The sequence below is a fragment of the Helicobacter sp. 13S00482-2 genome (assembly GCF_002272795.1).
Classification (GTDB): Bacteria; Campylobacterota; Campylobacteria; order Campylobacterales; family Helicobacteraceae; genus Helicobacter_J.
In genome coordinates, this window is the sequence record NZ_MLAT01000006.1 from 1 (window position 1) to 23,865 (window position 23,865).

Consider the following 23,865-nt stretch of genomic DNA (forward strand, 5'->3'; position numbering starts at 1 on the left):
TCAAAGCTCATGATGGGAATGGTAAGGCCAATGGAGTCAAAACTGATCTCAATGGAGTCAAAGCTCATGATGGGAATGGTAAGGCCAATGGAGTCAAAGCTGATGATGGGAATGGTAAGGTTGATGACAACAAAGCTAATACCAAATAATGGTGATGGCAGGAACGGTAAGGCCAATACCAGGAATCAGCAATGACAACCTTTAATACCATCAATGGTTGTAATGTTATGAGTAATGCTAATGGTAACCATATGAGTAATGCTAATGGAGTCAAAGTAATACCAACACCAAGTAATAGCAACGACAACCATACTAAGCCTGATGATGGTAAGCTAAGAGAAAGTAAGCATGAAGGGTAATGCTAATGAAATCAAAACTGATGGCAATGGAATCAAAGCTAAGGCTAAGAGGAACAATGGTGAGAATACTAAGGTTGATGACAACCTTTATTCCATCAATGGTTGTAATGTTATGAGTAATAGCAATGGTGGTGGGAATACTAAGGCTAATGAAATCAAAACTGATGGCAATACCAAGTAATAGCAACGACAACCATGCCAAGCCTGATGATGGTAAGCTAAGAGAAAGTAGGCATGAAGGGTAATGCTAATGAAATCAAAACTGATGGCAACAATAGCAATGGCAAGAAGGCCAATACCAGGAATCAGCAATGGCAACCTTTAATACCATCAATGGTTGCAATGTTATGAGTAATGCTAATGGTAGCCATGCCAATAACCTGAAAGCTGATGATGGTAATACTAATGGAGTCAAAACTGATGCCAATGGAATCAAAGTAATACCAATACCAAGTAATGCCAATGGCAACCATGCCAATAACCTGAAAGCTGATGATGGTAATGCCAACAACATAAGAGGAAGCAAAAAGAACCAATAAAAGGAGGTGAAAAGAGAACTTGTGATAAATCCACCCCCATTGATGATGGATCAGATTGTTTATCACGTGCGAAATGAATCTGATTGCATCATCTAAACTGAGTTTGTTTGGTTTAGATTGAAATGAATCTGAATCTGATTGATTTGTTTTAAATCTGAAATTGATATTGAATCTGATTGGTTTGATTTAAATCTAAATCTGATTTGAATTGAATTTGATCTTAAATCCAATTGATTTTGATTGATTTGATTTAGTTGTTTTGGATTTGATCTTGAGTCTAAATCCAGTTCATCTTAAATCTGATTGATTTTAAATTGAATCTATTCTAATTTGGACTTGGTTTTGAATTAGTTTTGAATTGATTGATTTAAATCTAAATCTCATTTTGATTGTTTGATTTGAATCTGAATCTAAATCTGATTGATTTGGATTGAATGATCTCAATCTATTCTAATTTGGAGTTGAATTGGAGTTGAATTGAATCTGATTGGTTTGATTTGAATCTGAAATTGATTGATTTGTTTTAAATCTAAAATTGATTTTGATTTTGATTGATTTGTTTTGAAGCTGAATCTAAATCTGATTTTAATTTTAATTTTGGTTTTGAATTGATTTTGAATTAGTTTTGAATTTGAATTGTTTGATTTGTTTTAAATCTAAAATTGATATTGAATCTGATTCTGGATTGAATCCTTTTGATTAAAGACATCATTTTATTGTTTGAACACTTTGAGAAATCTTCAAGCTTGAACCCCCCGTTAATACCCGATTGAGCCACGTTGTCATCATAGGAACTTGGGGAGGGGGTAATATTAGCAATTTTTATTTATTTCTTGTAAAACATATTAAAACCACTCAGATTTATATTGAAAGCTAATCTTAAGTAGTGTGATTCTTTATGGAGAAAGCCCTTTTGAAGGTGATGGTTCTAAAAATCTCCTATCAATACAAACACGATTAAATAAAATCTCAATACAATTCAAAACTCGTTTTGGTATCAAAATTGAGTTTTAGGCAGTTCTTAAATCTTCTTGTGTTCTATCCCTAAAAGAGGCGATTTCATTATCAAGTGTTTTTTGCGAAGCCACATAATCACTCTCTAGATTCATATAGATTTGCAACACTTCTTTTGCACTCTCTAGAGTCAAGATCGTCATTTCTCTATAATCAGAATTTTTATCTAGCGAGAGGTCAATTTTTTCTATCAAATCTTTTTTCATTTTATATCCTTTTGAGTATATTTCTTTTAAAGATCTCATCATAAAAATCCTGCATAAAAATAAGCTTGGTATGGATCCTTATGATAAATAAGCTAAGGGCACTCTCTAAGCGGTATTTATCGATTTTATTTTCTTTTAGAGCCTCTTTTGTGAGTTCTGTGATTTGTTCTTTTAGGGCTTTTTGGAATTCTTTTAAGATAATTTCTCTTGTGATAGCCCTTTTGGTTTCTATAGACAAGCGATTATGAAAGGCTTCTTTGAAATCTTGATTTGAAAATATAGCCTCTGCTAAAACTTCAGGGCTATAGAGATTGTTTATAACTTCTATAAGAGTGTTTTGTAGCTTTTCTTGGGGGATTTTCTGTACTAGCGTTTCTAAAGGAAGGCTACTAGCTACTTGTTCATAAAAAGAACTGCTATGCAAATAGGGCGTAGAGTCGATTTTATCTTTTAGATTCTCTTCTTGCAAACTCTGCTTTATTTGCTCTTTTAATTCCATAAGAGCATCAATGTTTTGCTGTAAATTTTCTGATTTATCAATAAAATCTTTTATAAGTTCGCTAAGCACTCTTCACTCCTGCTTTTTTGATGATAGCTTCCTGCAATGCTTGTATTTGAGGGTGAATGATGTAGTCTTGTTTTTGCATATTCAAATCTAAAACCTTATAGATACCACGATAAAGCTCCCTATCTGTATCCTCACATTCATTACAGATAAGAAACCTATCAAAGCCATCAATCATCTCTTGAGTTAGTGTAAAATAAGCAATAGCAATGTCTGTATCTTCTAAAATCCCCTTACCTTCATAGATATAATAGAGTTTTCCTTCGCTATCTTTATAAACCTCTCTTTTAAATGGCACAGGAATGAGTACAGGTTCTTTCTCTAATACTTCTGTGGAAAATCTAGGATTTCCATAAGCATCTAATAGGGTCAATGTGGTACTGATAGGAAATTTGACTTCTCGCTTTTTCATACGTGAATTTTAGATTTTTTTGAGTTTTAAAAAAAGGTCGCTTTTTTGGTTTTGTTTTTTTGATTTGATAATAATGTATCTAATATTTTTTTAAGTTATTTTTTATAAAATACAATATTTAAAAAAAATCAGGAGAGAATATGATTAAAAATATTCATTTTGTAGTAAAAAGTGTTTTTATGGTTTGCCTGTGTGTTTATTTTTTGGAAGCAGAAAATGCACCAGTAAAAGGAGTGAATACTCCTATGATACAACCTCAAAAAGAAGCGATGTTTGATTGGAGAATATTTGGTGGAGTTGGATTTGGTATGAGATTTGGTAGCCCCTCATATTCGATAAGTTTTGAAAGCCTAACCCCAATTTATCTTTCCGCAGATGCGATGATAGCCCCAGAGCTTATCTTCAAAAATGGCAATGGATTTAATATATTTATGGATGTAGAAGCACATCAATGGTCTTTAGGAGCCAACTATGTGTATGAATTCACAGGTAAAGATAAATATGCCTTTATGAGTGGATTTGATATAGGAAAATATTTTGATGAAACCAAAGAAGGATACCTCTATCCTTCCTGGTATTATAAAGATCCTATAGTCAAGTGGAATCTAGGTGTTAGATACAGAGCACAAAAACAAGCCATAGGACTCAATCTAAAAGTTCCACTATTTGAAACAACTGTATATGATAGTGATGAAACTCCTTTATATAAGAGTTATACTGGCGTGATTGTTTCCGTGATGTATTCTTATTTTTTCAAGCTTTGAGATTAAGCCTTAAAAAGGCTTTTTTACTTATTTTTAAGTTTAAAATCTGTTATCAAGGCTTTCGTACGCCTCTTTAACAGATCATTTAGATTGTAGTTGAATATTAAAGATCTTTGAAGGGTTTTTCCTGTTCCCCACCACTTACTGGCTTCTTTGAATTTCTGATAAGTCACTCTGAGCGAGGTATTGAGTAATAGTTGGCTTGATTTGATGTTTTTATTCTGTCCTGCCCAGTCGATCTTGCTATCCACACCAGGATAGTAGCTCCTTTTTCCTGCCTTTGGAAGATCATCTTTTAATATTGCTGTGATGTCTTGGAGTGAAATATCACTTTGTTCCATAAAATACTTGTAGGGTTCATACACACTCAAAGGATCGTATTGTTTGCTTCCAGCTCCTGCATTATAAAGGTCTCCTCCAGCAAAAATTCTACCTGTTTGATTGCTTCGCACAATATCAAAAAACAAATCCTTATGCTTGTGTCTTTTTTGATTGTATTTTTCTGTTTCTCTTGCAGTTTCTTCTTCTAACTCTTTGGTATTTTTATTATAGCTTTGAGAAAAAAGATTTATACCGATTCCTATTACAGCTATTGGGTTAACATAAAATCTAAAACCATTGGTGCCAAAACCTATAGAAAAAGCATTTCCTTGATTGATGAAATTATTGTTAAACCCACCTATAGGGGGTTCTGGATTATTAGGTAGTTTTCCACCATGTTTAGGATCTATAGCTTTTGATAATATGGCCTTAAAATCTTCAGGAAGTCCTAAAAAGTGATGTTTTTTTCGAAAACTTTCTAGTTTTGAGTTAAAATCGTTTGCGTCACTTTTCTGAAAATCATCAAGATCATCAAATGTCGCTTTTTTAGCAATAGCTATTAGTTTTGGGTTCTCTTGCTGATTATTATCATTATTATTGGCCATCTCTCTACTCCCTATCCCAAACGCTATTGATTGATTTTACAAGAGCTTCATTATCATCATCTATTTTTTTATTTCTTTTTTTGATTTCATCTAGATTGTCTTTAGCTGTTTGATTGGCATCTTTTGCTGCTTTTGCACCTGCGATAGCACCCCATATGGAGCCTACTCCACTTAGGAGTGATCCCACTTCTGCATAACTCTGAGGCAAAAAAGGCTTGGTAGCATTCCAGGCCTTGCCATACCAAGTACCACTATTGCCATTTTGAGCATATGGGGCATAACTATTTGGATTGAATGTAGATCCATGTTTGGGCGTTCTTGTGAGTGGAGAGTTATTTGCAGAAGAGTTTGTGTCTATATAATTAAAAGGGCTATAGTGATACCCTATACCTAAATTACTCATATCCTTTGGCTCAAAATTTCTATAGTTATACCAGTTCAGTTTTAGGCAGTTCTTAAATCTTCTCATGCTAAAATTTAAAAGGATCAATCATTTTTCCAGATGAGTTTTAGGCAGTTCTTAAATCTTCTCATGCTAAAATCTAATATTATACATACCTCACCCATTGAATGTTTTAGGCAGTTCTTAAATCTTCTCATGCTAAAATGGGAAAGCTATTGCAATTTCTTATTAAGCAGTTTTAGGCAGTTCTTAAATCTTCTCATGCTAAAATTAACTGGGCTTGTATTTTATCTTGACCTTCGTTTTAGGCAGTTCTTAAATCTTCTCATGCTAAAATTAGAATACTTTCATCAACTCACCTCAGAAAAGTTTTAGGCAGTTCTTAAATCTTCTCATGCTAAAATAGGATTTTTGTTTAACGGACGTGGAACATGTTTTAGGCAGTTCTTAAATCTTCTCATGCTAAAATCCACATCAAAAGCGATTTTCTCTTTTTGTCGTTTTAGGCAGTTCTTAAATCTTCTCATGCTAAAATAGACCCTCTTGATTTCCCGTCTATTGTGGGAATTTTAAGGATAAATAGCATTGAAATATGCTAAAATTCCATCAGAAGATTTAAGAACTGCCTAGAATAAACGGTTATTGGGTTCCGTGCGGGGTTACAATCCCCCAAAAACCCTAAAATATATCAAAACAACTACAAAAATATCTTAAAACAATACAAGCTGTCTTGGTTTCCTTGCTTCTTCTAATTCACTTTTTCTTCCTAGCAATAACCTCATATGGTCAAATTGTTTTTCAGTCAATATCAGTGCCCTAATATTTCCTTTGGCAGGTAGAATCAAATCCAGTGTATCTTTTTTAATCCCTATGGAATCGCTAGAACTCAAAACCACACTCTATATCAAATATAATCTCTTACTCACGCCTAAAATTCTCTAGAATTCTAATCAATGAAAACAAATACGCAATAAATTTTACTAAATCATAAGCTTAAAAATCTAAATTCAAAATATTTTAATGATTAATGAAGTATAGTTATGTATTATACTTTATTAATATCTAATAACTGAACTATAAAATCAAAAAAGGAATCAAATGAAACTTGAATCAATTAAGACAATATTTAGTTTTTTAAAAAATATGTTCATTATCCTGATTATCGGTCTTTTGATTGTCAATGCCTATCTATTTATGAATATTGATGAATTGAATTCAATTGGAATTGGAATTCTTTCAGGTGCTATTTTTATTTTTGGAGTCACGATAGTTATTTGCGTTAGCATGATTGTGAAAAAAATCAGGGAATTGAGAGATTTAAATTAGTAGCTCTTGAGTACTTTCTTTTGAAATAGCCATTCTTTGTTGTGATAACTTCACTTCTGTTGAGATTATAGAATTAAGAGAGTTGAAATAAGTTTGACATCAACAAGAATGGTAACTTGTTGTAGATTTGTTTTTATTGCAAATTTTCAAAGTATGATGAGCTAGTTTCTAAATAACAGTGAAATAACACAGATAAACACAAATAATCAAATAATTATTTAATACTACTCATTAATTTTTTGAATTTATGTCTTTTTTAATACATGATTGGGATTTTATTCTAGTATAGAAAATCATCTTTTTGATAAAGTTTGAAATAAAATTTATCTTCCAATACTCAATGATTTGTTTGTTCTATCAAAATAAACTAGTATGTAAGACTTGAAAGAAATAATGCCCCACATTCACTTTTGAGAACAAAATTATCTTTTGTGCTATAGCACACTTGATTATTTAGCAATATCTTTTCTTTATCGTCAAAACCGCCTTCTGGCCCTAAAAAAATACCTTCTGCAAAATTTAGCTTACCTTCAGTAATATTTTTACCACCAAAATCAAATAAACAAGCATTTGGATAAAGCCTTAAAGCTTCAGAAGTATTAGAAATTATCTCTAAAGTCATCAAATCTGTTCTTCCACACTGCTCACAGGAATGAAGTAGGATTTTATACAATCTCTCTAGATTGATTTTTTCATTTTTCTGGCTACGATTAGCATAGAAGAAACTGATCTTGGATACGCCAAGCTGATTCAGATAGGGAAGATTTTTTTCGATATTTTTTGTTTCGATAATCGCCCAAATCAGATGGATTTTTTTTGTGGAGGGATTGGGGTTATGTGAGCATTCTAAAAGTTTTAAATCCGCTTGTTTTTTTGATATTTGAATATGTGCATAAGTGTAGATATTATCATCTTTGAGATTTCTTAGTAAAATATTTTCTTCAAATTTAGTGCGACGAACCTGATATATATGGCTATAAAGATCTCCTTTTAGACTTATAGTATCATTTCCCGCATCTGAATGATAAACAAAACGCATCAAACCCCCAAAAATTACCCAAATATAAGAAGAAGACAAAGAATTAAATCAATCAAATACAAAATCTTACAAATTTTCAAATAAGAAATCATAAATTCCTCTTTTGTTTTAGCAATTTTCAATCGTCTTATCCGAAAAATTTCGCCCAAAAAGATAAAAAGAGTCACGACAATCATCATAATGATTTTCGCATCAATAATAAAATGCCCCATTGCTAATAAAAAAATACCTGTAAAAAAAGCCACTGCAATCAAAAAGAATATAATAGGCATCACAAACCAAATTTTTCTATTCACTCTGATATATTCTTTTTGATTGAAAAGCGTATAAAGGTTGATGATAAATGGAACTGGCATAAAATACATAAAAAAGCTATGAAAAAACACTGAATCATTGAAAGCTTTTGCGATCATATTTACTTCCTCCATAAAAACTCCTAAATATGTTGTTATAGCGTATTCTAGCATTATTAACTTTATTTGAATATTATACGCTACTCAACAAACTAAAGGATCAGTACCAAATGGCCAAAGAAGCAGTGTTGCTATTGAATATGGGGGGTCCTAGCAGTCTTTATGAAGTGGAAGTGTTTTTGACTAACATGTTTCATGATCCACATATTCTTTCGATAAGAAATACCTTTTTTAGAAAAATGATAGGCAATTTCATCGTTTCTAAAAGATCTGAAAAATCCAAAAAAATCTACGCCGCCATCGGAGGGAAGTCCCCTATTACTGAGATTACCTTTTCTCTAACTCAAAAACTTGAAAAACTAGATACAACTAGACTATATACCTATGTGATGCGTTACACCCCGCCTTATTCCAAAATGGTTCTAGAAGATCTTAAGAACAAAGGCATTCAATCATTAGTACTCATGAGTATGTACCCTCAATATTCCACCACAACAACTCTCTCCTCAATCACAGACATTTATGATTCGCTCAAAGCTTTGAGCTATAGCCCTAATGTTAGAGTCATTGATAGATTTTACCAAAACGATATGTTCAATCAAGCCATATTAGAAGATATAAAAAAAGCTCTAGATGGAAAAGATAGCACCGAATTTACACTGATTCTATCCGCACATGGGATTCCTGAAAAAGTGGTACAAAAAGGCGATACATACCAAAAAGAATGTGAAGAAAACTTTGAAATCATCAAAAATAAACTCCAAGAGCAAAATATAGTTTTCAAAGATATTATTCTCTCTTATCAATCAAAAGTTGGTCCTATGAAATGGATCGGCCCTGATACAGATAAAGTGATACAAAAATGTAAAAATGGCAAAGTTATCATTTACCCAATTTCATTCACCATAGACAACTCAGAAACAAAATATGAACTTTGCATTCAATACAAGCAACTTGCACAAGAATTGGGAATAAAAGACTATATTGTGTGTCCTTGTTTGAACAATTCAGATTCATTTGCTAAAATGATTTTAGAATATGTAGAAGCCAATACAAAAGGATTAAAATGAGAAAGATATTTTTAGCTGTACCTATTTTTGTGATACTGGGTATTCTTGGGATGGGTATATCTGGTTGTAAAAGCGATAATCAGGTAGATTCGGGGATTATTTCTGATGGAACTAGCACATCAGCAAAAACACTACAAGAGAGTGAAAAATTAGACAAAAATAGCTACGCTGGGCTTGAAGATGTATTTAATGATACTAAAATCATAAGCCCTAATGGAAAATATATGATGATGGTTTTTGGTGCTAATGGATGTAGCTATTGCGAAGCTCTGAAAAAAGATATCAAGAATAATCCTGATTTAAAAAAATACATTCAAAATAATTTCACTGCTTATTATGTAAATATGAGTTACTCAAAAATACACGATTTCAAAGTTGGATCTCCTAGCGATCCAAAAGAAATTCAAGTTTCAACAGCTCAACTTTCCCGTATGTATGACATAAGACCAACTCCGACAATTGTTTTTTCAGATTCTGATGGCAAAACAATCCTTGAATTTCCTGGATATATGCCTGAGAAACAATTTATGGCAATGCTTGAGTTTGTAGGTACTGGTGAGTGGAAAAAAGCAAAAACTCAAAAAGAGATCAATAAACTTCTGCAAGAATATATTTTCAAAAAATCCAATTCGTAGGTGTTTTTATGAAAACATTCAAATTGCTCTTTTGTTCATTTTGGGTTGCAATTCCCTTATTAGCGATATATGCTATTGCTTGTGCTATTGCTACTTTTGTTGAAAATGACTATGGGACTGGGTTTGCAAAAGCACTTGTATATGACACTTGGTGGTTTAATTTTATTCACATTTATCTTTTCATGATTTTGATAGGAACGCTGATTGTTTCAAAAAGTTGGAAACGTAAAAAATACGCAAGTATTTTATTCCATTCTTCTTTTGTGGTGATTATTTTTGGTGCAGGAGTGACTCGATTTTTTGGTTTTGAAGGAACAATGCATATTCGAGAGGGACAATCAAGCTCAGTGATTAAAAGCGCTGATAGCACTATCAACATCACTGGGATTTCTTCGGATGAAAAAATCCAGAAGATATTTCTAAAAAATCCTATTTTTAGCCATTTGAATTGCAATACAAAAAATGCTTCAAAAAAACCTCTTTTGGGCTATCCTGCAAAATCTATACAGATCTTTGATAGGCCCCTTAAACTTGAGTTCATAACAGCGTGTAAAACAACCACAGATAAAAATAACAATACGTCCTATCTAGTTATTCAAGCTACCTACAATGGTATCTCAAAAACCTATAATATTATTGGAGGAGCAGGTATAGAGAGCAACGATGTGACAATCTCATTTGGAGATACTCTCATCTCTATAAATTGGGGAGTGAGAACAATCCATTTGCCATTTGCACTCAAGTTAAATAAATTTGATCTAGAACGTTATCCAGGTTCTAATAGTCCATCTTCATATGCCTCTGAAGTTGATGTGTTAGATACGCAAGGAAATACCATCATGCCTTATAAAATTTATATGAATCATGTGCTTGATTATCAAGGATATCGATTTTTTCAATCCTCTTATGATTTAGATGAGAAAGGAACCATTCTTTCTGTAAATAAAGATCCTGGAAAACGTCCAACTTACATCGGATATGCAATGTTGATACTAGGAGCAATCTGGATGCTGTTTGCAAGAGAAGGAAGATTCAAAAAACTTTCTCATTTTCTAAGAAATCAAAAAATAGCTAGTTTTATTGTTGTGATGTTTTTGGGTCTAGCCACAACAGGACTGTATGCTCAAGAAGTCAAGATAGACACTCACGGATCAGCAGATTCTAAAACTCTCCCAAACTCATCAGATTTAAACACATCAGCGATGCAAGAAAATACTGCTCCACTGAATTCAAAAGAGCTGATTCTCCAAAGACTCAATGATCTTAGAAAAAATTCTTTAACACATACTAGGAAATTTTCTCAACTTCAGCTTCAGGATTTTGGAGGCAGAATAAAACCCATAGATACCGTCGCTATGAATATCATTCACAAAATTACCAAATCTGATGATTTCAAAGGACTCAGCAACGATCAAGTATTTTTAGGAATGATGCTTTATCCTGATGATTGGAGAGATATTAAAATCATCTACACAAAAACTCCCAAAATAAGGGAAGTCTTAGGTACGCCCACGAATCAAAAATACGTTGCTTTTAGCGATATTTTTGATTCTACTGGTTATAAACTGCAAAACTACGTCGAAGAAGCTAATCGCAAAAAACCCAATGAAAGAGGCACTTTTGATAATGATGTCTTACAAGTTGATGAACGTGTGAATCTCGCGTTTATGGTATTTACAGGACAAGTTTTAAAAATATTTCCTGATCAGAACTCCCATAAATGGCTAGCTCCTTTAGAGGCATTAGAAAACTCTTCTCCCTCTGTTGCCAAAGAAATTCAAAGCATCTTGAATGATATTTATACGGGTTTTGATCTTGGGATTGAAAAAAATCAATGGGAAAGTGCAGATATTGCTCTTGATAAATTAGCAAAATATCAAGAAACTCACGGCAAAGATTTATATCTTCCAAAATCAAAAGTTAATTCAGAGATTTTTTTAAATCACATTAACTTTTTTAATAAACTCATCTTGCCTTATATTCTTTTAGGCGTGATTCTTTTTGTTGCTGTTCTTGTGAGCATATTACGAGATAAAGCGATGAATATTTGGTTTTTCCGTTTGGCATACACACTCATCGCTATATGTGTGGGTGTTCATAGCATAGGACTTATTTTACGCTGGTATATCAGTGGGCATTCGCCTTGGAGTAATGCTTATGAATCAATGCTATACATAGCTTGGGCAGCAGGAATAGCAGGTGTGATATTCTTCAGGAAATCTAGCCTTGCATTATGTGCAGCAAGTTTCTTAGCAGGAATCGCTCTTTTTGTAGCCAATCTTGGCTTTATGGATCCTCAAATTGGAAATCTCGTCCCTGTGTTAAAATCTTATTGGCTCAATATTCACGTTTCTGTTATCACCGCAAGTTATGGATTTTTGGGTTTATGCTTTATTTTAGGTGTGATCACCCTAGTGATGTTTATCTTCAGAAACCCTAAACATCCCAATCTTGATTCGACCATTTTATCACTCAATGCTATCAACGAAATGAGTATGATACTTGGATTATTGATGCTCACTGTAGGGAATTTTTTAGGAGGAATATGGGCAAATGAGTCTTGGGGAAGATACTGGGGTTGGGATCCAAAAGAGACGTGGGCATTGATTTCTATTGGTGTTTATGCGATCATCTTGCATTTGAGATTTTTAAGATTTCAATTTATGCCATATGTTTTGGCAGCTTCTAGCGTGATTGGATTTTATTCTGTTTTGATGACCTATTTTGGTGTGAATTATTATCTATCTGGTATGCACAGTTATGCTGCAGGTGACCCTGTACCTGTACCTGTATTCTTGTATTATTTTGTAGCTTTAACCATCATTTTAATTCTTTTAGCTTTTTTCAAAAGAAAACTAGACATGCCAAAGATTGGATGATGGGTAAAAATTGAATGAAAAAAACCATTTTTTTCATATTGCTGGTATTGATTGTTTTATTAGGCATTTGCTATGTCTTAATATTCACCCAAATAGGTAACAATCTTTTAAAGCCTCTTGTTCAATCAAAAATAAATCAATACTCCCCCGTTCCTCTGGAACTAAAAACGTTTTCCTTAAGAATATCTGAATTGAATATTTCTGCGATTCACAAGGATTCCTTAAATATTAAATTAAAAGCTCATTTTTCACTTTGGCATCAAAATTTTAGAGGTGACCTCATCGCCGAACTTAAAAACCCTCTCACTCCTGAAGCAAAAACTTTCAATATCAATTCTAGCTTTGAAGGAAACATTTATGATTTTTTTATCAATACAAATAGTGATATTGCAAACTCCAACACTTCGATTCAGACAAAAATAAAATCATTTAAAATTCAAGAGCTTCAAGCCAAAGTGACTGGATTAAAACTTGATGAACTCTTGATTTTGCTAAAAAAACCTCCTTATGTGAGTGGAAAATTAGATGTTAATGCAAATCTAAAAGGAAATTGGAATACTTCAATCAATGGCCAATTAAATGCCCAAATCCAAAAAGGCCTAATCAATCCAGAACTAGTGAAAAATAACCTCCATATCAATGTACCGAAAAATGATTTTTCACTTGATTTAAAAGCGGATTTCAAAGATAAAATCATCCAAGATGAGCTAAATTTCATCTCCAACTTTGGAGATATAAAAACAAAAGGTGAAGTGCAAATTCCAACCCTTCAAATCAACAATCAATACGATATTTCCCTCTTCAACATAGCACCGTTAGGAATTTTATTATCTAAAAACATAAGAGGTAGCTTTAAATCTAAGGGGGTTTTAAAAGGCGATAAAAATAACCTTCAAATGATGGGTTATAGCGACATTGCAAACTCTAATAGCAAATACTTATTGAGTTTAAACCAATTCCGACTTGAAAAATTCAGATTTGATGTCAAAAAAATTTCTATTGAGAAACTTTTTTGGATGTTTTATCAACCCCAATATCTAAATGGTACAGCAACTTTTATGGGAAATATGAATAATTCTAAAAGTTTGAGCATTTCTGGAAGAGCAAAGGCTAATACAAATCCTGATATCATCAAAAAATACTCGCAAATACAAGTTCCTGATGCTTATTTCATCATCCAAACAGGAGCTATGATTGTTGATGGAACAGGAAATTTTGATTTTAATATTGAATCAGGACTCGGGTATTTTCGTTTTAAAAATGGAAATATTAATCTAAAAAAACCTTATGTAGATGGTACATACGATCTGCTTGTGCGTGATTTATCAAAGCTAGAAGGATTCACCAAAAAACAATTCAATGGCAAACTACAAGCCAATGGAAATATAAAATATGACAAGGCTATAGATATTGATTTTCAAACCACGAGCTTAGGTGGAATAGCTCAAGGAAGATTCAATCCCAAAAATTTCTATGTGAATTTCAATGAGATAAATGTGAAAAGATTGCTAGAAACTCTTCAAATTGGCACGGTCTTAAATGGTAGTGCAAGTGGAGAGCTAAATTACGATCTGACCTCAGAAAAAGGAAAAATCTCTGCTTTTATAAAAGATGGGAAAATCGCTCACACACAAATAAGTGATATATTCAAAAAATACAGTGGGATTGATATAAATTTACAAGTTTTTGAAATAGCAAATTTCAACTCAAATATTGATAAAGGGAATCTTGATGCCGAATTGACAATGCAAAGCAATCAAATAAAAATAAGTTCGGAATACTTGAAAATAAATATCCCTAAAAATACAATCCATTCAAAAGTTAAATTCTCTTCTAGTAAGGATTATATCTATGTGACCATAGATGGGAACCTAAAAGGTCCTAAAACACAACTAGATGCCAATACGCTGATAAAAAGCGAGGGGATGAAAAAAATACAGAAAAACATAGGTGAGATACTCAATAAAATCATTCCCCCACAAAAAGAACAAGAGGCAAAAAAGCTCCTAGATAAAATATCAAAGAAGCTTTAATTGCTAACTTTATAAAATCCCGATCCTCAATAATCTATTTTTTATTTTTAGCCGCACATTCTGGACACACCCCAATAAAAACCGCTGAAGCATCATGCAAGATGTAACCAGTCATTTTTGAACATTGTTGTGAAATATCAGAAACATCCACTCTAATGTCTTCTAATTTGCCACATCTCTCACAAGCTACATGTAAATGGTGATCATAACTAAGTTCATAACGTTGTTTTTGGGCAGGAGCTTTAATCTCACGTAAAATATTCACTTCATATAACGCAGCAATATTTTTATAAACAGTTGCAAGGGATATAGAAGGATAATCTATCCTAATATTCTCATAAATATCATCTACCGTAATATGGCCATTTTTATGAATCTCTCTCAAAATAGCCATTCTTTGCGGAGTAACCTTAAGATTTTTCTCTTTTAAGCTGATTTCAAAGTCCATAATTATATCCTCACTGAATTAAATCAAATTTTTACTTTAGATATTGATGATTGTATCAAAAAATTTTTAATGGATTTTTTAGATTTTTACAAGTTGTTTTTTTGTACAATGGTTACAACTGCAAAATTGTAATACCTAAGGAGTTTTAAGTTGTTTGATACACTGAGTGAGTCATTCAAAACCGCACTGAATAAAATCCGCTTTAATGACGATGAAAAGTCTCTTTCAAAAGCACTAGAGGAACTAAAAAGATCTCTTTTGAGAAACGATGTCTATCATAAAGCAACCAAAGATTTGTTAAAAGATATTGAAATACAGACCAAAAAAATGGGTATCGGAAAACAAAATTTCCTCAATGCCCTTCAAAATGCACTTGCCAAAATCTTAGAATCTAGCGGGAATTATGGTTTCAACTATTCAAGCAAACCCCCAACTATAGTGCTAATCACAGGATTGCAAGGAAGTGGAAAAACCACGACCTCTGCGAAACTCGCCCATTATCTAAAAACGCGAAATAAAAAAGTTTTACTTGTAGCTTGCGATCTAGCTCGTTTGGCAGCAGTAGAGCAACTCAGACAATTAGCGTCACAAATTCAAGTGGATATTTTCTATCTTGAAAGTGCTAGTGCATTAGAAATTGCCAAAGCAGCTAAGCAAAAGGCTATCACAGGACAATATGATGTGATGATTGTAGATACGGCAGGAAGATTGGCCATTGATGAAGAATTAATGGATGAACTCAAAAGCATTAAAACTGAACTTGATCCTTATGAGACTTTTTATGTAGCAGATTCTCTGAGTGGTCAAGATGGCATCAGGAGTGCTGATACTTTTAATCAAAAAATAGACATTACTGGTGTGATTTTGAGCAAATTTGATAGTGACACAAAAGGTGGTGTTGCCTTATCTATTGCATATCAACTTGGTATTCCATTACGTTTTATTGGTAATGGAGAAAAAATCCCCGATCTTGATATTTTTATGCCTGATAGGATTATATCTAGGTTGATGGGAGCTGGAGACATCGCTTCTTTAGCCGAAAAAACAGCTACTATATTAGATGAAGGGGAAGCAAAAGTCCTTAGCAAAAAAATCAAAAAAGGACAATTCACATTCACTGACTTTTTAGCACAAATAGAAAATATCAAAAAACTCGGCTCAATGAGTTCTATTGTTTCAATGATTCCAGGTCTTGGAAATATGGCAGGAGCACTCAAAAATGTAGATTTAGACAACTCTAGCGAAGTTAAAAAAATAAAGGCCATGGTAAATTCTATGACTCCAAAAGAAAGAGATAATCCTGATTTACTTAATGGAAGCCGCAGAAAGAGAATTGCACTTGGTAGTGGGTTAGAAGTGAGTGATATTAATCGCATTATCAAGCAATTTGACAATGCTGCTAAAATGGCAAAAAGATTTAGTTCAAAAGGTGGGATGCAAGATTTAATGAGCATGATGGGACAAATGAAAGGAAAAATCAGATAGTTTAGGAATTTTAATTTAAAATAGAGTTCTTTTTCGGTATAATCAAGGTTTTTTAAACGTTTGGGGTAGATCATGCAAACTCTAAAAAATATCAAATATCATTAAAAATGTTCAAAAGGAGAAAATATGGCAACAGTCATTAGATTAACAAGAATGGGAAGGAAGAAGAAACCATTTTACCGTGTGGTTGTTACAGATTCTAGAAAAAGAAGGGATGGTGGCTGGATAGAATCTATTGGTTTTTATAACCCATTGCAAGAACCCGCAGTCGTAAAAATCGATACAGAAAGATTAAATTACTGGAAGAGCGTGGGTGCAAAAATGAGTGAGAGAGTAGCAAAATTATCCTCAAGTAAATAAAAATGGTAGAGCAATTCTTAGAAAACTATGTAAAAAAAATAGTTCAAGACCCCCATAAAGTAAGAATTTCTGGTACTCCTATCATTAATGGATGTAAAAGCATCGTTATTTACACTTCTCCTGTTGATATTGGTCGAGTTATTGGCAAAGACGGGAAAATGATCAGTGCTTTGAAAACATTTATATCTGGGGCAAAAGCAAAAGATGGATTGACCTATAAAATAGTTGTTCAAGCAGATGACTCCAAAAAGTGATTTATCTTTAGTCCAAATAGGAAAAATAGGCAGAACAATCGGGCTTGATGGTGGTTTGAAGTTTATATCAAACACAGACTTCCCTCAAAGCATTCAAAAAGGTCTTCATCTTACCCTAAAGTTATTCAGTAAATTTTCATCTTCCACTCACTGTCACATCATCAAAAGTTTTAATCCAAAAAATTCAGTTATTTTTTTTGAGGATGTTGATGATATAACTCAGGCAAAACTTCTCACAAATGCGATTGCATACGTTAGCATTGAAGACACAAAAAGAATGTGCGAATTATCTAAAGATGAATTTTTTTGGTTTGAGCTTATTGATTATGACATCATTGAAAATGGGGAAATATTAGGAAAAGTAACCGATATTGAACGCATTGGAACTACCGATTATCTTATAGTAAGCACTTCAGAAGAACTGATCTGCAAAAAACTGGCAAAAAAATTCTTGATACCCTATATTGAAGTATTCATCATAGAAACTTCAAGGGAGAATAGAAATATTTTTGTCAAAGGGGCAAAATCCATATTGGAAGCAAGTTGATGAACTTTACCTTTCTGACACTTTTTCCAAGTCTTATCAACTCATACTTTGAAGATTCTATTTTAAAAAATGCCATCAGTAAAAAACTTATCACAATCAATACCATCAACATCAGAGATTATGCCAAAGATAAATACAAAAAAGCCGATCATGCTCAAATTGGTGGAGGAGCGGGGCAAGTTCTATCTCCAAATGTGATTGAAGATGCACTCAATGACTTGAAAAATCCAAAACATGTCATTTTCTTATCTCCTGTAGGGAAACCATTCACTCATAATGATTCTGTTAGATTGACTCAAAAATCTCATATTGTTCTGCTTTGTGGCCGCTATGAGGGTTTTGATGAAAGATCTATTGAAATGAGAGCTGATGAGATATTTTCTATAGGTGATTTTGTCCTCACAGGAGGCGAGCTACCTGCTTTATGTATATGTGATAGCATCTCTAGACAGATACAAGGAGTGCTAGGTAATCCAGACTCACTCATAAGAGAAAGTTTTCAATCTCATCTTTTAGAAGCACCCAATTTTTCTAGAGTGATGAATTTAGAAAAGAAATTTGAAAATTTTATTCCACCTTCAGAGTTTTCAAAGGGAAATCATAGTAGAATTGCCGACCTAAAAAATAATTTGGCAATCTTGAAGACAAAATACTTTAGGCCAGATTTATACCAAAAATGGAAAGCCACACAAAGGGTAGAAAATGAAAAATAGATACATCGAAAGCTTTGAAAAAGCTCAGATTGGAGATAAGAAAATCCCTATATTTAAAGCAGGGGATACTGTAAAATTGGGTATCAGAATAAAAGAAGGCGAAAAGAGTCGTATCCAATATTTTGAAGGCATTTGTATTGCTATCAGAGGAAATGGCGTGGATAGAACATTCACCGTTAGAAAAATGGGAGCCAATAATATCGGTGTAGAGAAAACATTCCCCATATATAGCGAAAGTCTTGACACAATTGAAGTCTTAAGAATAGGTAGAGTTAGAAGAGCTAAACTGTACTACCTCAGAGATAGAAAAGGCAAATCTGCTAGAATAAAAGAGTTACGAAAGTAAAACAAATCTATTGGCAAAAAAGTATTCCTGAATTCTTTGTTTGCCATAGAATTCCCTAGAGTCTTTACTCAAAAAGAAAAACTTCCTCCCACTTTCAGATCTAAGTACTTTGGTATCTTATAGCCTTTGGCTTCTCCTAGTCTTGTTCCGCTTTGAAGTGCGATATCAAAAATCCCTAATATATTGATTCCTGCTGTGAGTATCAGGCCATCATCTTGTCTAATATCCTTCATTATCCCTGCTCTCAAATCAAGAAACTCTAAATCAAATTTTATCCCCCCGCCAATCATCTGACTTTGCTGTTTTTGATAACTAAAATTGAGTAGCTCATTAGGCAAAATATCCGCGTCTAATGCAAGGGTAAAATAACGTTCATTATAGGCCACTCCGACTCGATATTGAGGTTTTACCGTGATATTCCTGCTAGAGTATTTAAACATAGGGCTATTGACATTTTTTGCAACCACACCAAAAGTGAGATAGCGAAATTTTGGAAAATCAATCTCATACATCATTCCCAAATCCACTCCAAAGTTTGTAGAAGACTCATAAGCGCTTTTAGAGAATGGATTTTTAAAATGATCTTGACTAAGCGTACTTCCCAAATAAATGTCTTGGACAGAAAATAGACCATTCATTAATTTAAGAGCTATCCCAAAATTCAAATTAGAGTTTTTAAGATAGAAGGTTTTAGCATAGCCAATAGGTATTTCAGAGAGCAAAAAGGTGGAGGTGATAAGTTTATGTGCATTTCCTTGTTCAAGAGCATAAACAAGCGAATGTGCTTCATAATCAGCTTGGGAAGTGGGTGTGAAGTCATAACCACCCATTGTGTTTGAAGTTAATTTTTCATAATCACTTCCATTTTTAACAATCAAATCCATACGATTTGGATCCGCCTGAACAGAAAGACTAGCATATACAGAACCAAAATACGCTAGAGAAATAACACCAAACTCTCCTCTAATAACAGAAGAACCAAGTTGAAAAACAATCCCATTTTGACTTATCATACTCAGATTATTATCAGTGATGATGTCTTTAAAGGACTCTAAGCTCTCATTGGAAGAAGTGATGTTCGTAAAATCCACATTGGCAAGTTTATCTATATTTTTTTGTCTATACTGGATACCAACTGTATAACCAAACTTTGTTTTATTATCAGCACTCAAGAGCGCGGGATTGTAATAAACGCCATATGGGGAAGAACTCAAGGCTACCCCTGCACCACCCATACCAGCAGAAACATTCCCCATCCCCCCAAACTCAAGACCATCAACACTTGGGAGTAATACGCCTAAAGCACTTAAAAACACAATGGTTTTTTTCAATGACTGCCTCCGCATATATGCTTCAAACACCCTCTAAGGTTTTATCAAACCTATTTTGCTATCAAAACAGGAATCGGTGATGAATTGATAAAGCTATTTTGATGAGAGCTAAATATTCGATGCAATAACGAAGATTCACTTGCTCCTATCACTAATAAATCATACTGATTAGCAATTTCTAGCACCACATCAATAGGATTTCCTGTTTTGAGTATTTTTTCACACTTTAAACCTTCTTTTTCAAAGGTTTTTTCAAACTCGTCAAGAATTTCATTGGATTTCTCTTTTTCGATATTTTCGATTGTGCCATAATCCACGATTCCACTTTCAGCATAAACTAAAACTTCAGGAGTTACATGCAAAAGCGTGAGGGCAACTTTATCTTGACTGCCAAATATGTTGGTAATTGTTTTTATCGCCCTTCTGCATTCATCTGTATCGCTCACACCAAATAATAGTTTCACCATTTGAGCTCCTTTTATTCATTGATAATATCAAGCATTGTATCAGAAAATTCCATAACATAAGGCAAAATTTTTAACTCCTCTTGGATTTCAGAAACCTTCTCTCCTATGATGGCAATACTATCACATTCTTCAATAGTGCTAATAGCATTTGAGCCATATTTTCCACCCTTATAGGCTTCAAACTCTCCATTGCTGTATCTACCTAAAATCATATTTACCCTTCCATTTTTCACTCTAATGGGATTTTTTAGCTTTGCAAAAATAGGTTTTGGATAGAATCTATTTGCTCCAGAGAGTCTTTGAATCATCGGTAAAATCATTGTATTGAGATTGATGATTGCACTGAGTGGGTTACCAGGCAAAGAACATATAAAAGTTTGTTTCAATGTACCGAGCATAATCGCTTTACCAGGCTTGATATTGATACCGTGATATTTGATATCTGCACCGCATTTTTTCAGAGCTTTCTCAAAAAAATCTGCCTCCCCAACACTAGCCCCACCACTAGTTATCACAATATCATGTTGATGAAATGTTTGGATTGCCTTTTGCAACATATCAGAATCATCTTTTAAAACACCAAGATACTGAGCGTCATATCCATAAGAGTGCAATAAAGCTATTATAGAAACCGCATTTATATTGTATATCTGATGTTCCTGAGCATTTTCTCCAGGCTCAATGATTTCATCTCCGCTAGAATAAACAGCAATTTTTACTTTTTGATAAACTTCCACATTATTAATACCTTGAGAGGCTATGAGTCCAATAAGTCCGTGCGTGAGTCTGTCTCCCTTTTTTGCCAATATTTCCCCGATAGATTTTTCTTCACCCTTGAATCGAATATTTGCATTTGATTTAAAATCGCCTAAAACCTCTATATATTCATCATTCTTAAGTTGCACATTTTCAAAAGGGACAACAACTTCGGTGCCTTTAGGTATCATCGCTCCTGTCATCACCTTCATGCATTCTCCATCTAAAATCTCTAAACCAAGTGCATTTTCTCCTGCTAAAATCCTTCCTTTGATTTTGATATCTTTTTTTAAATCAGAAAGTCTAAGTGCATAACCATCCATTGCAGAATTGTCAAAAGCTGGAAGGGATTTTTTACAAAAAATATCCTCTACTAAAATCTCCCCAAAAGCTTTATAAATACTTTTTTGTATTATCTTAAGTTCAGGAAGATTGAGAGAGAAATGAATATCTTGTGCTTTTTCAAAAGAAATTGGATCCATATTGTGTCCTTTTAAAACAATTTTTTCAATGCTAAAAATGCCAAATTTAATTCATCTTTAAAACGGATTATAATCGCAGGTATGATGAGAATGATGACCACCAAAGCAATGGCAATTTTGACAGGAAACCCAATAGCAAGAAGATTGAATTGCGGATGGGTTTTCATAATCATACCAAAAATAATATCACTCAAAAGCACCAACCCTAAAATAGGAAATGCCATCGCAAAACCAACTAAAAACATATCTCCAAATGCCTTTGTGAGATAAGATACCACATCATTGCTAAGCACAAATCCCCCTAGCGGAACACTTGAAAGCGTATGAGCGATAAACATCAAAACAAAATGATGAAAATTAACGCTCAAAGCAATCACTATGGCTAAAAGGGCAATCCCTTGACCTACAATGGGTTTTTGAGATCCTGACATAGGATCATATGCACTTGCCATCGTGAGCCCCATAGAAAAACTGATGGAATCTCCTGCGAAGTTAATGGCAACAAAGACAATCTGTAAAGCTAGTGAGGCCACGAACCCCAGAAGTATCTCCATAGCACCAGCTATAATGAATGTATCAATTGTAAAAGTGAATACTGAATGAGGAATCAAAGGAAAAAACAACACTGTCATAAAAAATGTCAATGCTCCACGAACATAAAGCGGAACTAATTGATTATCAAAAAATGGGAAAAAAGTAAAAACCCCTGCAAATCTTAACAATAGTAAAAGAAAATTTCCTACATTCCCATCTGTAAGGGTACTTATGAGCTCCATTACTCAAAATCTCTAAAAATAGATCCTATATCCACATCATTGATGATATGACCTGAACATTTTTCAAAAATACTCTTTGCTCCTTCAGTGAGCTCAGAGCTAGATATTCCATGAGAGATTGATATCTTTGCTTCCAAAAAAGCACTCAAGTTATCACATATTTTTAAAAACTCTCCATAAACAGGGCTATACTCATCTTGATTATAATTTTGCATCAAATCTTTTCCATCTTTTACAAATTTAGTAAAACATTCCACCTTATAGCGATTGCTAAATTCATTTTGAGTGAAATACACAATATCTTCAGCGATATTGTGTGGAACGATGGATAGTATTTTGCTCTTCACTGCTTCTTCTTCTATTTTTTTGATATGCTCATCAAGCCCCATTACATTGCGCTTAATAGGTGAAATAATATCTCTTGTGAGTATCTCTGGAAGATCGTGAAAAAGCCCTCCTAGAAAATGATTGATTCTCATTTGCTTGCAAGTTTTAATATCTAAACTCAATAAATAAGCACTGATTGCAACAATAAGAGTATGCCCCAAAACACTTGTGGCAGGAACTCTAGGAGTTTGACTCCAACGTTTTTGAAACCTAAGTTGTCCAAACATCGTAACAAGCTCACGAACTTTTTCAAACATCACAATCTTCTGTATGCCACGAAGATGATAATATTCTTCCACCTCATCATCAATTATTTTTTTGATGTTTCGCATATCATACATGTGAGGATTGAAATTATAAATAATATCAAACTCCCATTTAGAAGCGTAAAAATGGGCTGCCCTTAGAATTTCAATCTCAATAGAACTTGTGGAAGTAGCTAAGTATTGCTCCATTTGTGGAAAAAAATCATACTCACCAAGTTCTTCTTGTAATTCTGCCATCACATAACGAGCGAGTTCAGCTTGATGATGTTTTTGGAGTTGATGAAAAACAGGGGGTTTGATATCTGTAAGAACCACACGAGCAAAGAATTCAAAACAAAAATACTCAATGAGTTTTTCCCAATCAATACATATCCCTCTTTCTTGTTCTTCATATCTTGCCAATAAATAAGAGATAACCATTTTATGAGCTTGTTTATCAAGTTCAACAAATTCCACAGGACAGGCCTGATCATTCCATCTACGAATAGAAGCTGCGACAAAAAGACGGCGTAAGAGCTTTGATTTTAAACGAGGCTTTGAAGATTGCATTTTATCTCCGCATTTTAGATGTTTTTAATTTTACCATAGTTTCAGTCCAATATACGGAGAAAGAAAAAGGGGAGGAACCCCCTTATAAAAGATTTTATAAATCATAACTCAGTCA

Annotated in this window: 28 protein-coding genes and 1 CRISPR repeat array; of the genes, 15 read left to right on the forward strand and 13 right to left on the reverse strand. The window is 33.4% G+C overall.

The genetic code is table 11. The annotated features are described in order from the left end of the window. Positions 1-191 precede the first annotated feature (191 nt). The 3 genes from BKH42_RS09455 to BKH42_RS04100 all read left to right on the forward strand — a co-directional run bounded on the left by BKH42_RS09455 (position 192) and on the right by BKH42_RS04100 (position 898). Positions 192-359, forward strand: a complete 168-nt coding sequence (locus BKH42_RS09455) for a hypothetical protein (protein ID WP_180673968.1) — start codon at positions 192-194, stop codon at positions 357-359. Continuing rightward, positions 349-540: a hypothetical protein gene (locus BKH42_RS04095; RefSeq protein ID WP_095295188.1), complete on the forward strand. Its 192-nt coding sequence runs from the start codon at positions 349-351 to the stop codon at positions 538-540. Before BKH42_RS09455 ends, BKH42_RS04095 begins: the two co-directional genes overlap by 11 nt. Positions 541-670: 130 nt before the next feature. Next, complete coding sequence (locus tag BKH42_RS04100; RefSeq protein ID WP_095295190.1) at positions 671-898, forward strand: hypothetical protein; 228 nt, start codon at positions 671-673, stop codon at positions 896-898. A 1,010-nt stretch (positions 899-1,908) separates the two neighbouring features. Here the strand turns inward: BKH42_RS04100 and BKH42_RS04105 are convergent. Genes BKH42_RS04105 through BKH42_RS04115 form a run of 3 tightly spaced genes read right to left on the reverse strand, consistent with a single transcriptional unit; the run spans position 1,909 to position 3,095 of the window. Then, a complete protein-coding gene (locus BKH42_RS04105; RefSeq protein WP_095295192.1) occupies positions 1,909-2,118 on the reverse strand; it encodes a hypothetical protein in 210 nt (69 codons plus the stop codon). Between the two features lies 1 nt (position 2,119). Then, the gene (locus BKH42_RS04110) at positions 2,120-2,686 is read right to left on the reverse strand and encodes a hypothetical protein (protein ID WP_095295193.1); all 567 of its coding nucleotides are present in this window, start codon (positions 2,684-2,686) and stop codon (positions 2,120-2,122) included. Continuing rightward, on the reverse strand, positions 2,679-3,095 hold the full coding sequence (locus BKH42_RS04115; protein ID WP_095295195.1) for a hypothetical protein: 417 nt from the start codon (positions 3,093-3,095) through the stop codon (positions 2,679-2,681). The genes BKH42_RS04110 and BKH42_RS04115 overlap by 8 nt, the downstream gene beginning before the upstream one ends. A 140-nt stretch (positions 3,096-3,235) precedes the next feature. Here BKH42_RS04115 and BKH42_RS04120 point away from each other — a divergent pair, with 140 nt between their 5' ends. Continuing rightward, on the forward strand, positions 3,236-3,859 hold the full coding sequence (locus BKH42_RS04120) for a hypothetical protein (RefSeq protein ID WP_095295196.1): 624 nt from the start codon (positions 3,236-3,238) through the stop codon (positions 3,857-3,859). 23 nt (positions 3,860-3,882) lie between these two features. Here BKH42_RS04120 and BKH42_RS04125 read toward each other — a convergent pair whose 3' ends face one another. Both BKH42_RS04125 and BKH42_RS09300 read right to left on the reverse strand, forming a co-directional pair. Next, positions 3,883-4,785, reverse strand: a complete 903-nt coding sequence (locus BKH42_RS04125; RefSeq protein WP_095295198.1) for a hypothetical protein — start codon at positions 4,783-4,785, stop codon at positions 3,883-3,885. 4 nt (positions 4,786-4,789) lie between these two features. Further along, on the reverse strand, positions 4,790-5,188 hold the full coding sequence (locus BKH42_RS09300) for a hypothetical protein (RefSeq protein ID WP_143428561.1): 399 nt from the start codon (positions 5,186-5,188) through the stop codon (positions 4,790-4,792). A 38-nt stretch (positions 5,189-5,226) separates the two neighbouring features. Then, positions 5,227-5,723: direct repeats of the CRISPR family, unit length 36 nt; unit sequence GTTTTAGGCAGTTCTTAAATCTTCTCATGCTAAAAT. A 563-nt stretch (positions 5,724-6,286) separates the two neighbouring features. Between BKH42_RS09300 and BKH42_RS04135 the strand changes: the two genes are divergently transcribed. Beyond that, entirely contained in the window at positions 6,287-6,514 is a 228-nt protein-coding gene (locus tag BKH42_RS04135) for a hypothetical protein (protein ID WP_095295202.1), read from the forward strand. A 367-nt stretch (positions 6,515-6,881) separates the two neighbouring features. Here the strand turns inward: BKH42_RS04135 and BKH42_RS04140 are convergent, their stop codons facing one another. Both BKH42_RS04140 and BKH42_RS04145 read right to left on the reverse strand, forming a co-directional pair. Further along, complete coding sequence (locus BKH42_RS04140) at positions 6,882-7,553, reverse strand: 16S rRNA (uracil(1498)-N(3))-methyltransferase (RefSeq protein WP_095295204.1); 672 nt, start codon at positions 7,551-7,553, stop codon at positions 6,882-6,884. Positions 7,554-7,567: 14 nt separating this feature from the next. Then, entirely contained in the window at positions 7,568-7,981 is a 414-nt protein-coding gene (locus tag BKH42_RS04145; RefSeq protein WP_095295206.1) for a hypothetical protein, read from the reverse strand. A gap of 95 nt (positions 7,982-8,076) precedes the next feature. Here BKH42_RS04145 and hemH point away from each other — a divergent pair, with 95 nt between their 5' ends. From hemH to BKH42_RS04165, 4 genes are read left to right on the forward strand one after another with little or no spacing between them, the layout of a single operon-like run. Beyond that, complete coding sequence (gene hemH, locus BKH42_RS04150) at positions 8,077-9,036, forward strand: ferrochelatase (protein ID WP_095295208.1); 960 nt, start codon at positions 8,077-8,079, stop codon at positions 9,034-9,036. After that, positions 9,033-9,671, forward strand: coding sequence for a thioredoxin fold domain-containing protein (locus tag BKH42_RS04155; protein WP_095295210.1), 639 nt, complete (start codon positions 9,033-9,035; stop codon positions 9,669-9,671). Before hemH ends, BKH42_RS04155 begins: the two co-directional genes overlap by 4 nt. A gap of 8 nt (positions 9,672-9,679) precedes the next feature. Beyond that, complete coding sequence (ccsA, locus tag BKH42_RS04160; RefSeq protein WP_095295212.1) at positions 9,680-12,550, forward strand: cytochrome c biogenesis protein CcsA; 2,871 nt, start codon at positions 9,680-9,682, stop codon at positions 12,548-12,550. Between the two features lie 14 nt (positions 12,551-12,564). Beyond that, a complete protein-coding gene (locus tag BKH42_RS04165) occupies positions 12,565-14,583 on the forward strand; it encodes a hypothetical protein (RefSeq protein WP_095295214.1) in 2,019 nt (672 codons plus the stop codon). A 34-nt stretch (positions 14,584-14,617) separates the two neighbouring features. Here the strand turns inward: BKH42_RS04165 and BKH42_RS04170 are convergent, their stop codons facing one another. After that, positions 14,618-15,031: a transcriptional repressor gene (locus tag BKH42_RS04170; protein WP_180673970.1), complete on the reverse strand. Its 414-nt coding sequence runs from the start codon at positions 15,029-15,031 to the stop codon at positions 14,618-14,620. 150 nt (positions 15,032-15,181) lie between these two features. Here BKH42_RS04170 and ffh point away from each other — a divergent pair, with 150 nt between their 5' ends. The 6 genes from ffh to rplS all read left to right on the forward strand — a co-directional run bounded on the left by ffh (position 15,182) and on the right by rplS (position 18,736). Further along, entirely contained in the window at positions 15,182-16,516 is a 1,335-nt protein-coding gene (ffh, locus tag BKH42_RS04175; protein ID WP_095295218.1) for a signal recognition particle protein, read from the forward strand. A gap of 126 nt (positions 16,517-16,642) precedes the next feature. Next, entirely contained in the window at positions 16,643-16,876 is a 234-nt protein-coding gene (rpsP, locus tag BKH42_RS04180; protein ID WP_095295220.1) for a 30S ribosomal protein S16, read from the forward strand. Positions 16,877-16,878: 2 nt separating this feature from the next. Continuing rightward, a complete protein-coding gene (locus BKH42_RS04185; protein ID WP_095295222.1) occupies positions 16,879-17,130 on the forward strand; it encodes a KH domain-containing protein in 252 nt (83 codons plus the stop codon). After that, positions 17,114-17,677, forward strand: a complete 564-nt coding sequence (rimM, locus tag BKH42_RS04190) for a ribosome maturation factor RimM (protein WP_095295224.1) — start codon at positions 17,114-17,116, stop codon at positions 17,675-17,677. Before BKH42_RS04185 ends, rimM begins: the two co-directional genes overlap by 17 nt. Next, positions 17,677-18,390 carry a tRNA (guanosine(37)-N1)-methyltransferase TrmD gene (trmD, locus tag BKH42_RS04195; RefSeq protein ID WP_095295226.1) on the forward strand — a complete coding sequence of 238 codons (714 nt, stop codon included), beginning with the start codon at positions 17,677-17,679 and terminating at the stop codon, positions 18,388-18,390. The genes rimM and trmD overlap by 1 nt, the downstream gene beginning before the upstream one ends. Next, positions 18,380-18,736: a 50S ribosomal protein L19 gene (gene rplS / locus BKH42_RS04200; protein ID WP_095295228.1), complete on the forward strand. Its 357-nt coding sequence runs from the start codon at positions 18,380-18,382 to the stop codon at positions 18,734-18,736. Before trmD ends, rplS begins: the two co-directional genes overlap by 11 nt. 68 nt (positions 18,737-18,804) lie before the next feature. Here rplS and traF read toward each other — a convergent pair whose 3' ends face one another. The 5 genes from traF to BKH42_RS04225 are packed head-to-tail and all read right to left on the reverse strand — an operon-like array spanning position 18,805 to position 23,750. Beyond that, the gene (gene traF, locus BKH42_RS04205; RefSeq protein ID WP_257874266.1) at positions 18,805-20,067 is read right to left on the reverse strand and encodes a conjugal transfer protein TraF; all 1,263 of its coding nucleotides are present in this window, start codon (positions 20,065-20,067) and stop codon (positions 18,805-18,807) included. A gap of 50 nt (positions 20,068-20,117) precedes the next feature. Then, positions 20,118-20,534 carry a universal stress protein gene (locus BKH42_RS04210; protein ID WP_095295230.1) on the reverse strand — a complete coding sequence of 139 codons (417 nt, stop codon included), beginning with the start codon at positions 20,532-20,534 and terminating at the stop codon, positions 20,118-20,120. Positions 20,535-20,545: 11 nt separating this feature from the next. Next, entirely contained in the window at positions 20,546-21,772 is a 1,227-nt protein-coding gene (locus BKH42_RS04215) for a molybdopterin molybdotransferase MoeA (RefSeq protein ID WP_095295232.1), read from the reverse strand. A gap of 11 nt (positions 21,773-21,783) precedes the next feature. Continuing rightward, positions 21,784-22,548 (reverse strand): flagellar biosynthetic protein FliR, encoded by a 765-nt coding sequence (fliR, locus tag BKH42_RS04220; RefSeq protein ID WP_095295234.1) that lies wholly within the window; start codon positions 22,546-22,548, stop codon positions 21,784-21,786. Beyond that, positions 22,548-23,750, reverse strand: a complete 1,203-nt coding sequence (locus BKH42_RS04225; RefSeq protein WP_095295236.1) for an HD domain-containing protein — start codon at positions 23,748-23,750, stop codon at positions 22,548-22,550. The genes fliR and BKH42_RS04225 overlap by 1 nt, the downstream gene beginning before the upstream one ends. Positions 23,751-23,865: the final 115 nt, after the last annotated feature.

Excerpts from the sequence above, each read along its gene's own strand:
- BKH42_RS04120 (WP_095295196.1), top strand. The coding sequence starts at position 3,236 with ATGATTAAAAATATTCATTTTGTAGTAAAAAGTGTTTTTATGGTTTGC.
- ccsA (WP_095295212.1), top strand. The coding sequence starts at position 9,680 with ATGAAAACATTCAAATTGCTCTTTTGTTCATTTTGGGTTGCAATTCCC.
- BKH42_RS04210 (WP_095295230.1), bottom strand. The coding sequence starts at position 20,534 with ATGGTGAAACTATTATTTGGTGTGAGCGATACAGATGAATGCAGAAGG.
- BKH42_RS04225 (WP_095295236.1), bottom strand. The coding sequence starts at position 23,750 with ATGCAATCTTCAAAGCCTCGTTTAAAATCAAAGCTCTTACGCCGTCTT.
- BKH42_RS09455 (WP_180673968.1), top strand. The coding sequence starts at position 192 with ATGACAACCTTTAATACCATCAATGGTTGTAATGTTATGAGTAATGCT.
- BKH42_RS09300 (WP_143428561.1), bottom strand. The coding sequence starts at position 5,188 with ATGAGTAATTTAGGTATAGGGTATCACTATAGCCCTTTTAATTATATA.
- rplS (WP_095295228.1), top strand. The coding sequence starts at position 18,380 with ATGAAAAATAGATACATCGAAAGCTTTGAAAAAGCTCAGATTGGAGAT.
- BKH42_RS04155 (WP_095295210.1), top strand. The coding sequence starts at position 9,033 with ATGAGAAAGATATTTTTAGCTGTACCTATTTTTGTGATACTGGGTATT.
- BKH42_RS04135 (WP_095295202.1), top strand. The coding sequence starts at position 6,287 with ATGAAACTTGAATCAATTAAGACAATATTTAGTTTTTTAAAAAATATG.
- BKH42_RS04145 (WP_095295206.1), bottom strand. The coding sequence starts at position 7,981 with ATGGAGGAAGTAAATATGATCGCAAAAGCTTTCAATGATTCAGTGTTT.
- fliR (WP_095295234.1), bottom strand. The coding sequence starts at position 22,548 with ATGGAGCTCATAAGTACCCTTACAGATGGGAATGTAGGAAATTTTCTT.
- BKH42_RS04185 (WP_095295222.1), top strand. The coding sequence starts at position 16,879 with ATGGTAGAGCAATTCTTAGAAAACTATGTAAAAAAAATAGTTCAAGAC.
- BKH42_RS04170 (WP_180673970.1), bottom strand. The coding sequence starts at position 15,031 with ATGGACTTTGAAATCAGCTTAAAAGAGAAAAATCTTAAGGTTACTCCG.
- BKH42_RS04105 (WP_095295192.1), bottom strand. The coding sequence starts at position 2,118 with ATGAAAAAAGATTTGATAGAAAAAATTGACCTCTCGCTAGATAAAAAT.
- BKH42_RS04100 (WP_095295190.1), top strand. The coding sequence starts at position 671 with ATGGCAACCTTTAATACCATCAATGGTTGCAATGTTATGAGTAATGCT.
- BKH42_RS04165 (WP_095295214.1), top strand. The coding sequence starts at position 12,565 with ATGAAAAAAACCATTTTTTTCATATTGCTGGTATTGATTGTTTTATTA.
- trmD (WP_095295226.1), top strand. The coding sequence starts at position 17,677 with ATGAACTTTACCTTTCTGACACTTTTTCCAAGTCTTATCAACTCATAC.
- hemH (WP_095295208.1), top strand. The coding sequence starts at position 8,077 with ATGGCCAAAGAAGCAGTGTTGCTATTGAATATGGGGGGTCCTAGCAGT.
- rpsP (WP_095295220.1), top strand. The coding sequence starts at position 16,643 with ATGGCAACAGTCATTAGATTAACAAGAATGGGAAGGAAGAAGAAACCA.
- rimM (WP_095295224.1), top strand. The coding sequence starts at position 17,114 with ATGACTCCAAAAAGTGATTTATCTTTAGTCCAAATAGGAAAAATAGGC.
- BKH42_RS04215 (WP_095295232.1), bottom strand. The coding sequence starts at position 21,772 with ATGGATCCAATTTCTTTTGAAAAAGCACAAGATATTCATTTCTCTCTC.
- BKH42_RS04095 (WP_095295188.1), top strand. The coding sequence starts at position 349 with ATGAAGGGTAATGCTAATGAAATCAAAACTGATGGCAATGGAATCAAA.
- BKH42_RS04115 (WP_095295195.1), bottom strand. The coding sequence starts at position 3,095 with ATGAAAAAGCGAGAAGTCAAATTTCCTATCAGTACCACATTGACCCTA.
- BKH42_RS04125 (WP_095295198.1), bottom strand. The coding sequence starts at position 4,785 with ATGGCCAATAATAATGATAATAATCAGCAAGAGAACCCAAAACTAATA.
- BKH42_RS04140 (WP_095295204.1), bottom strand. The coding sequence starts at position 7,553 with ATGCGTTTTGTTTATCATTCAGATGCGGGAAATGATACTATAAGTCTA.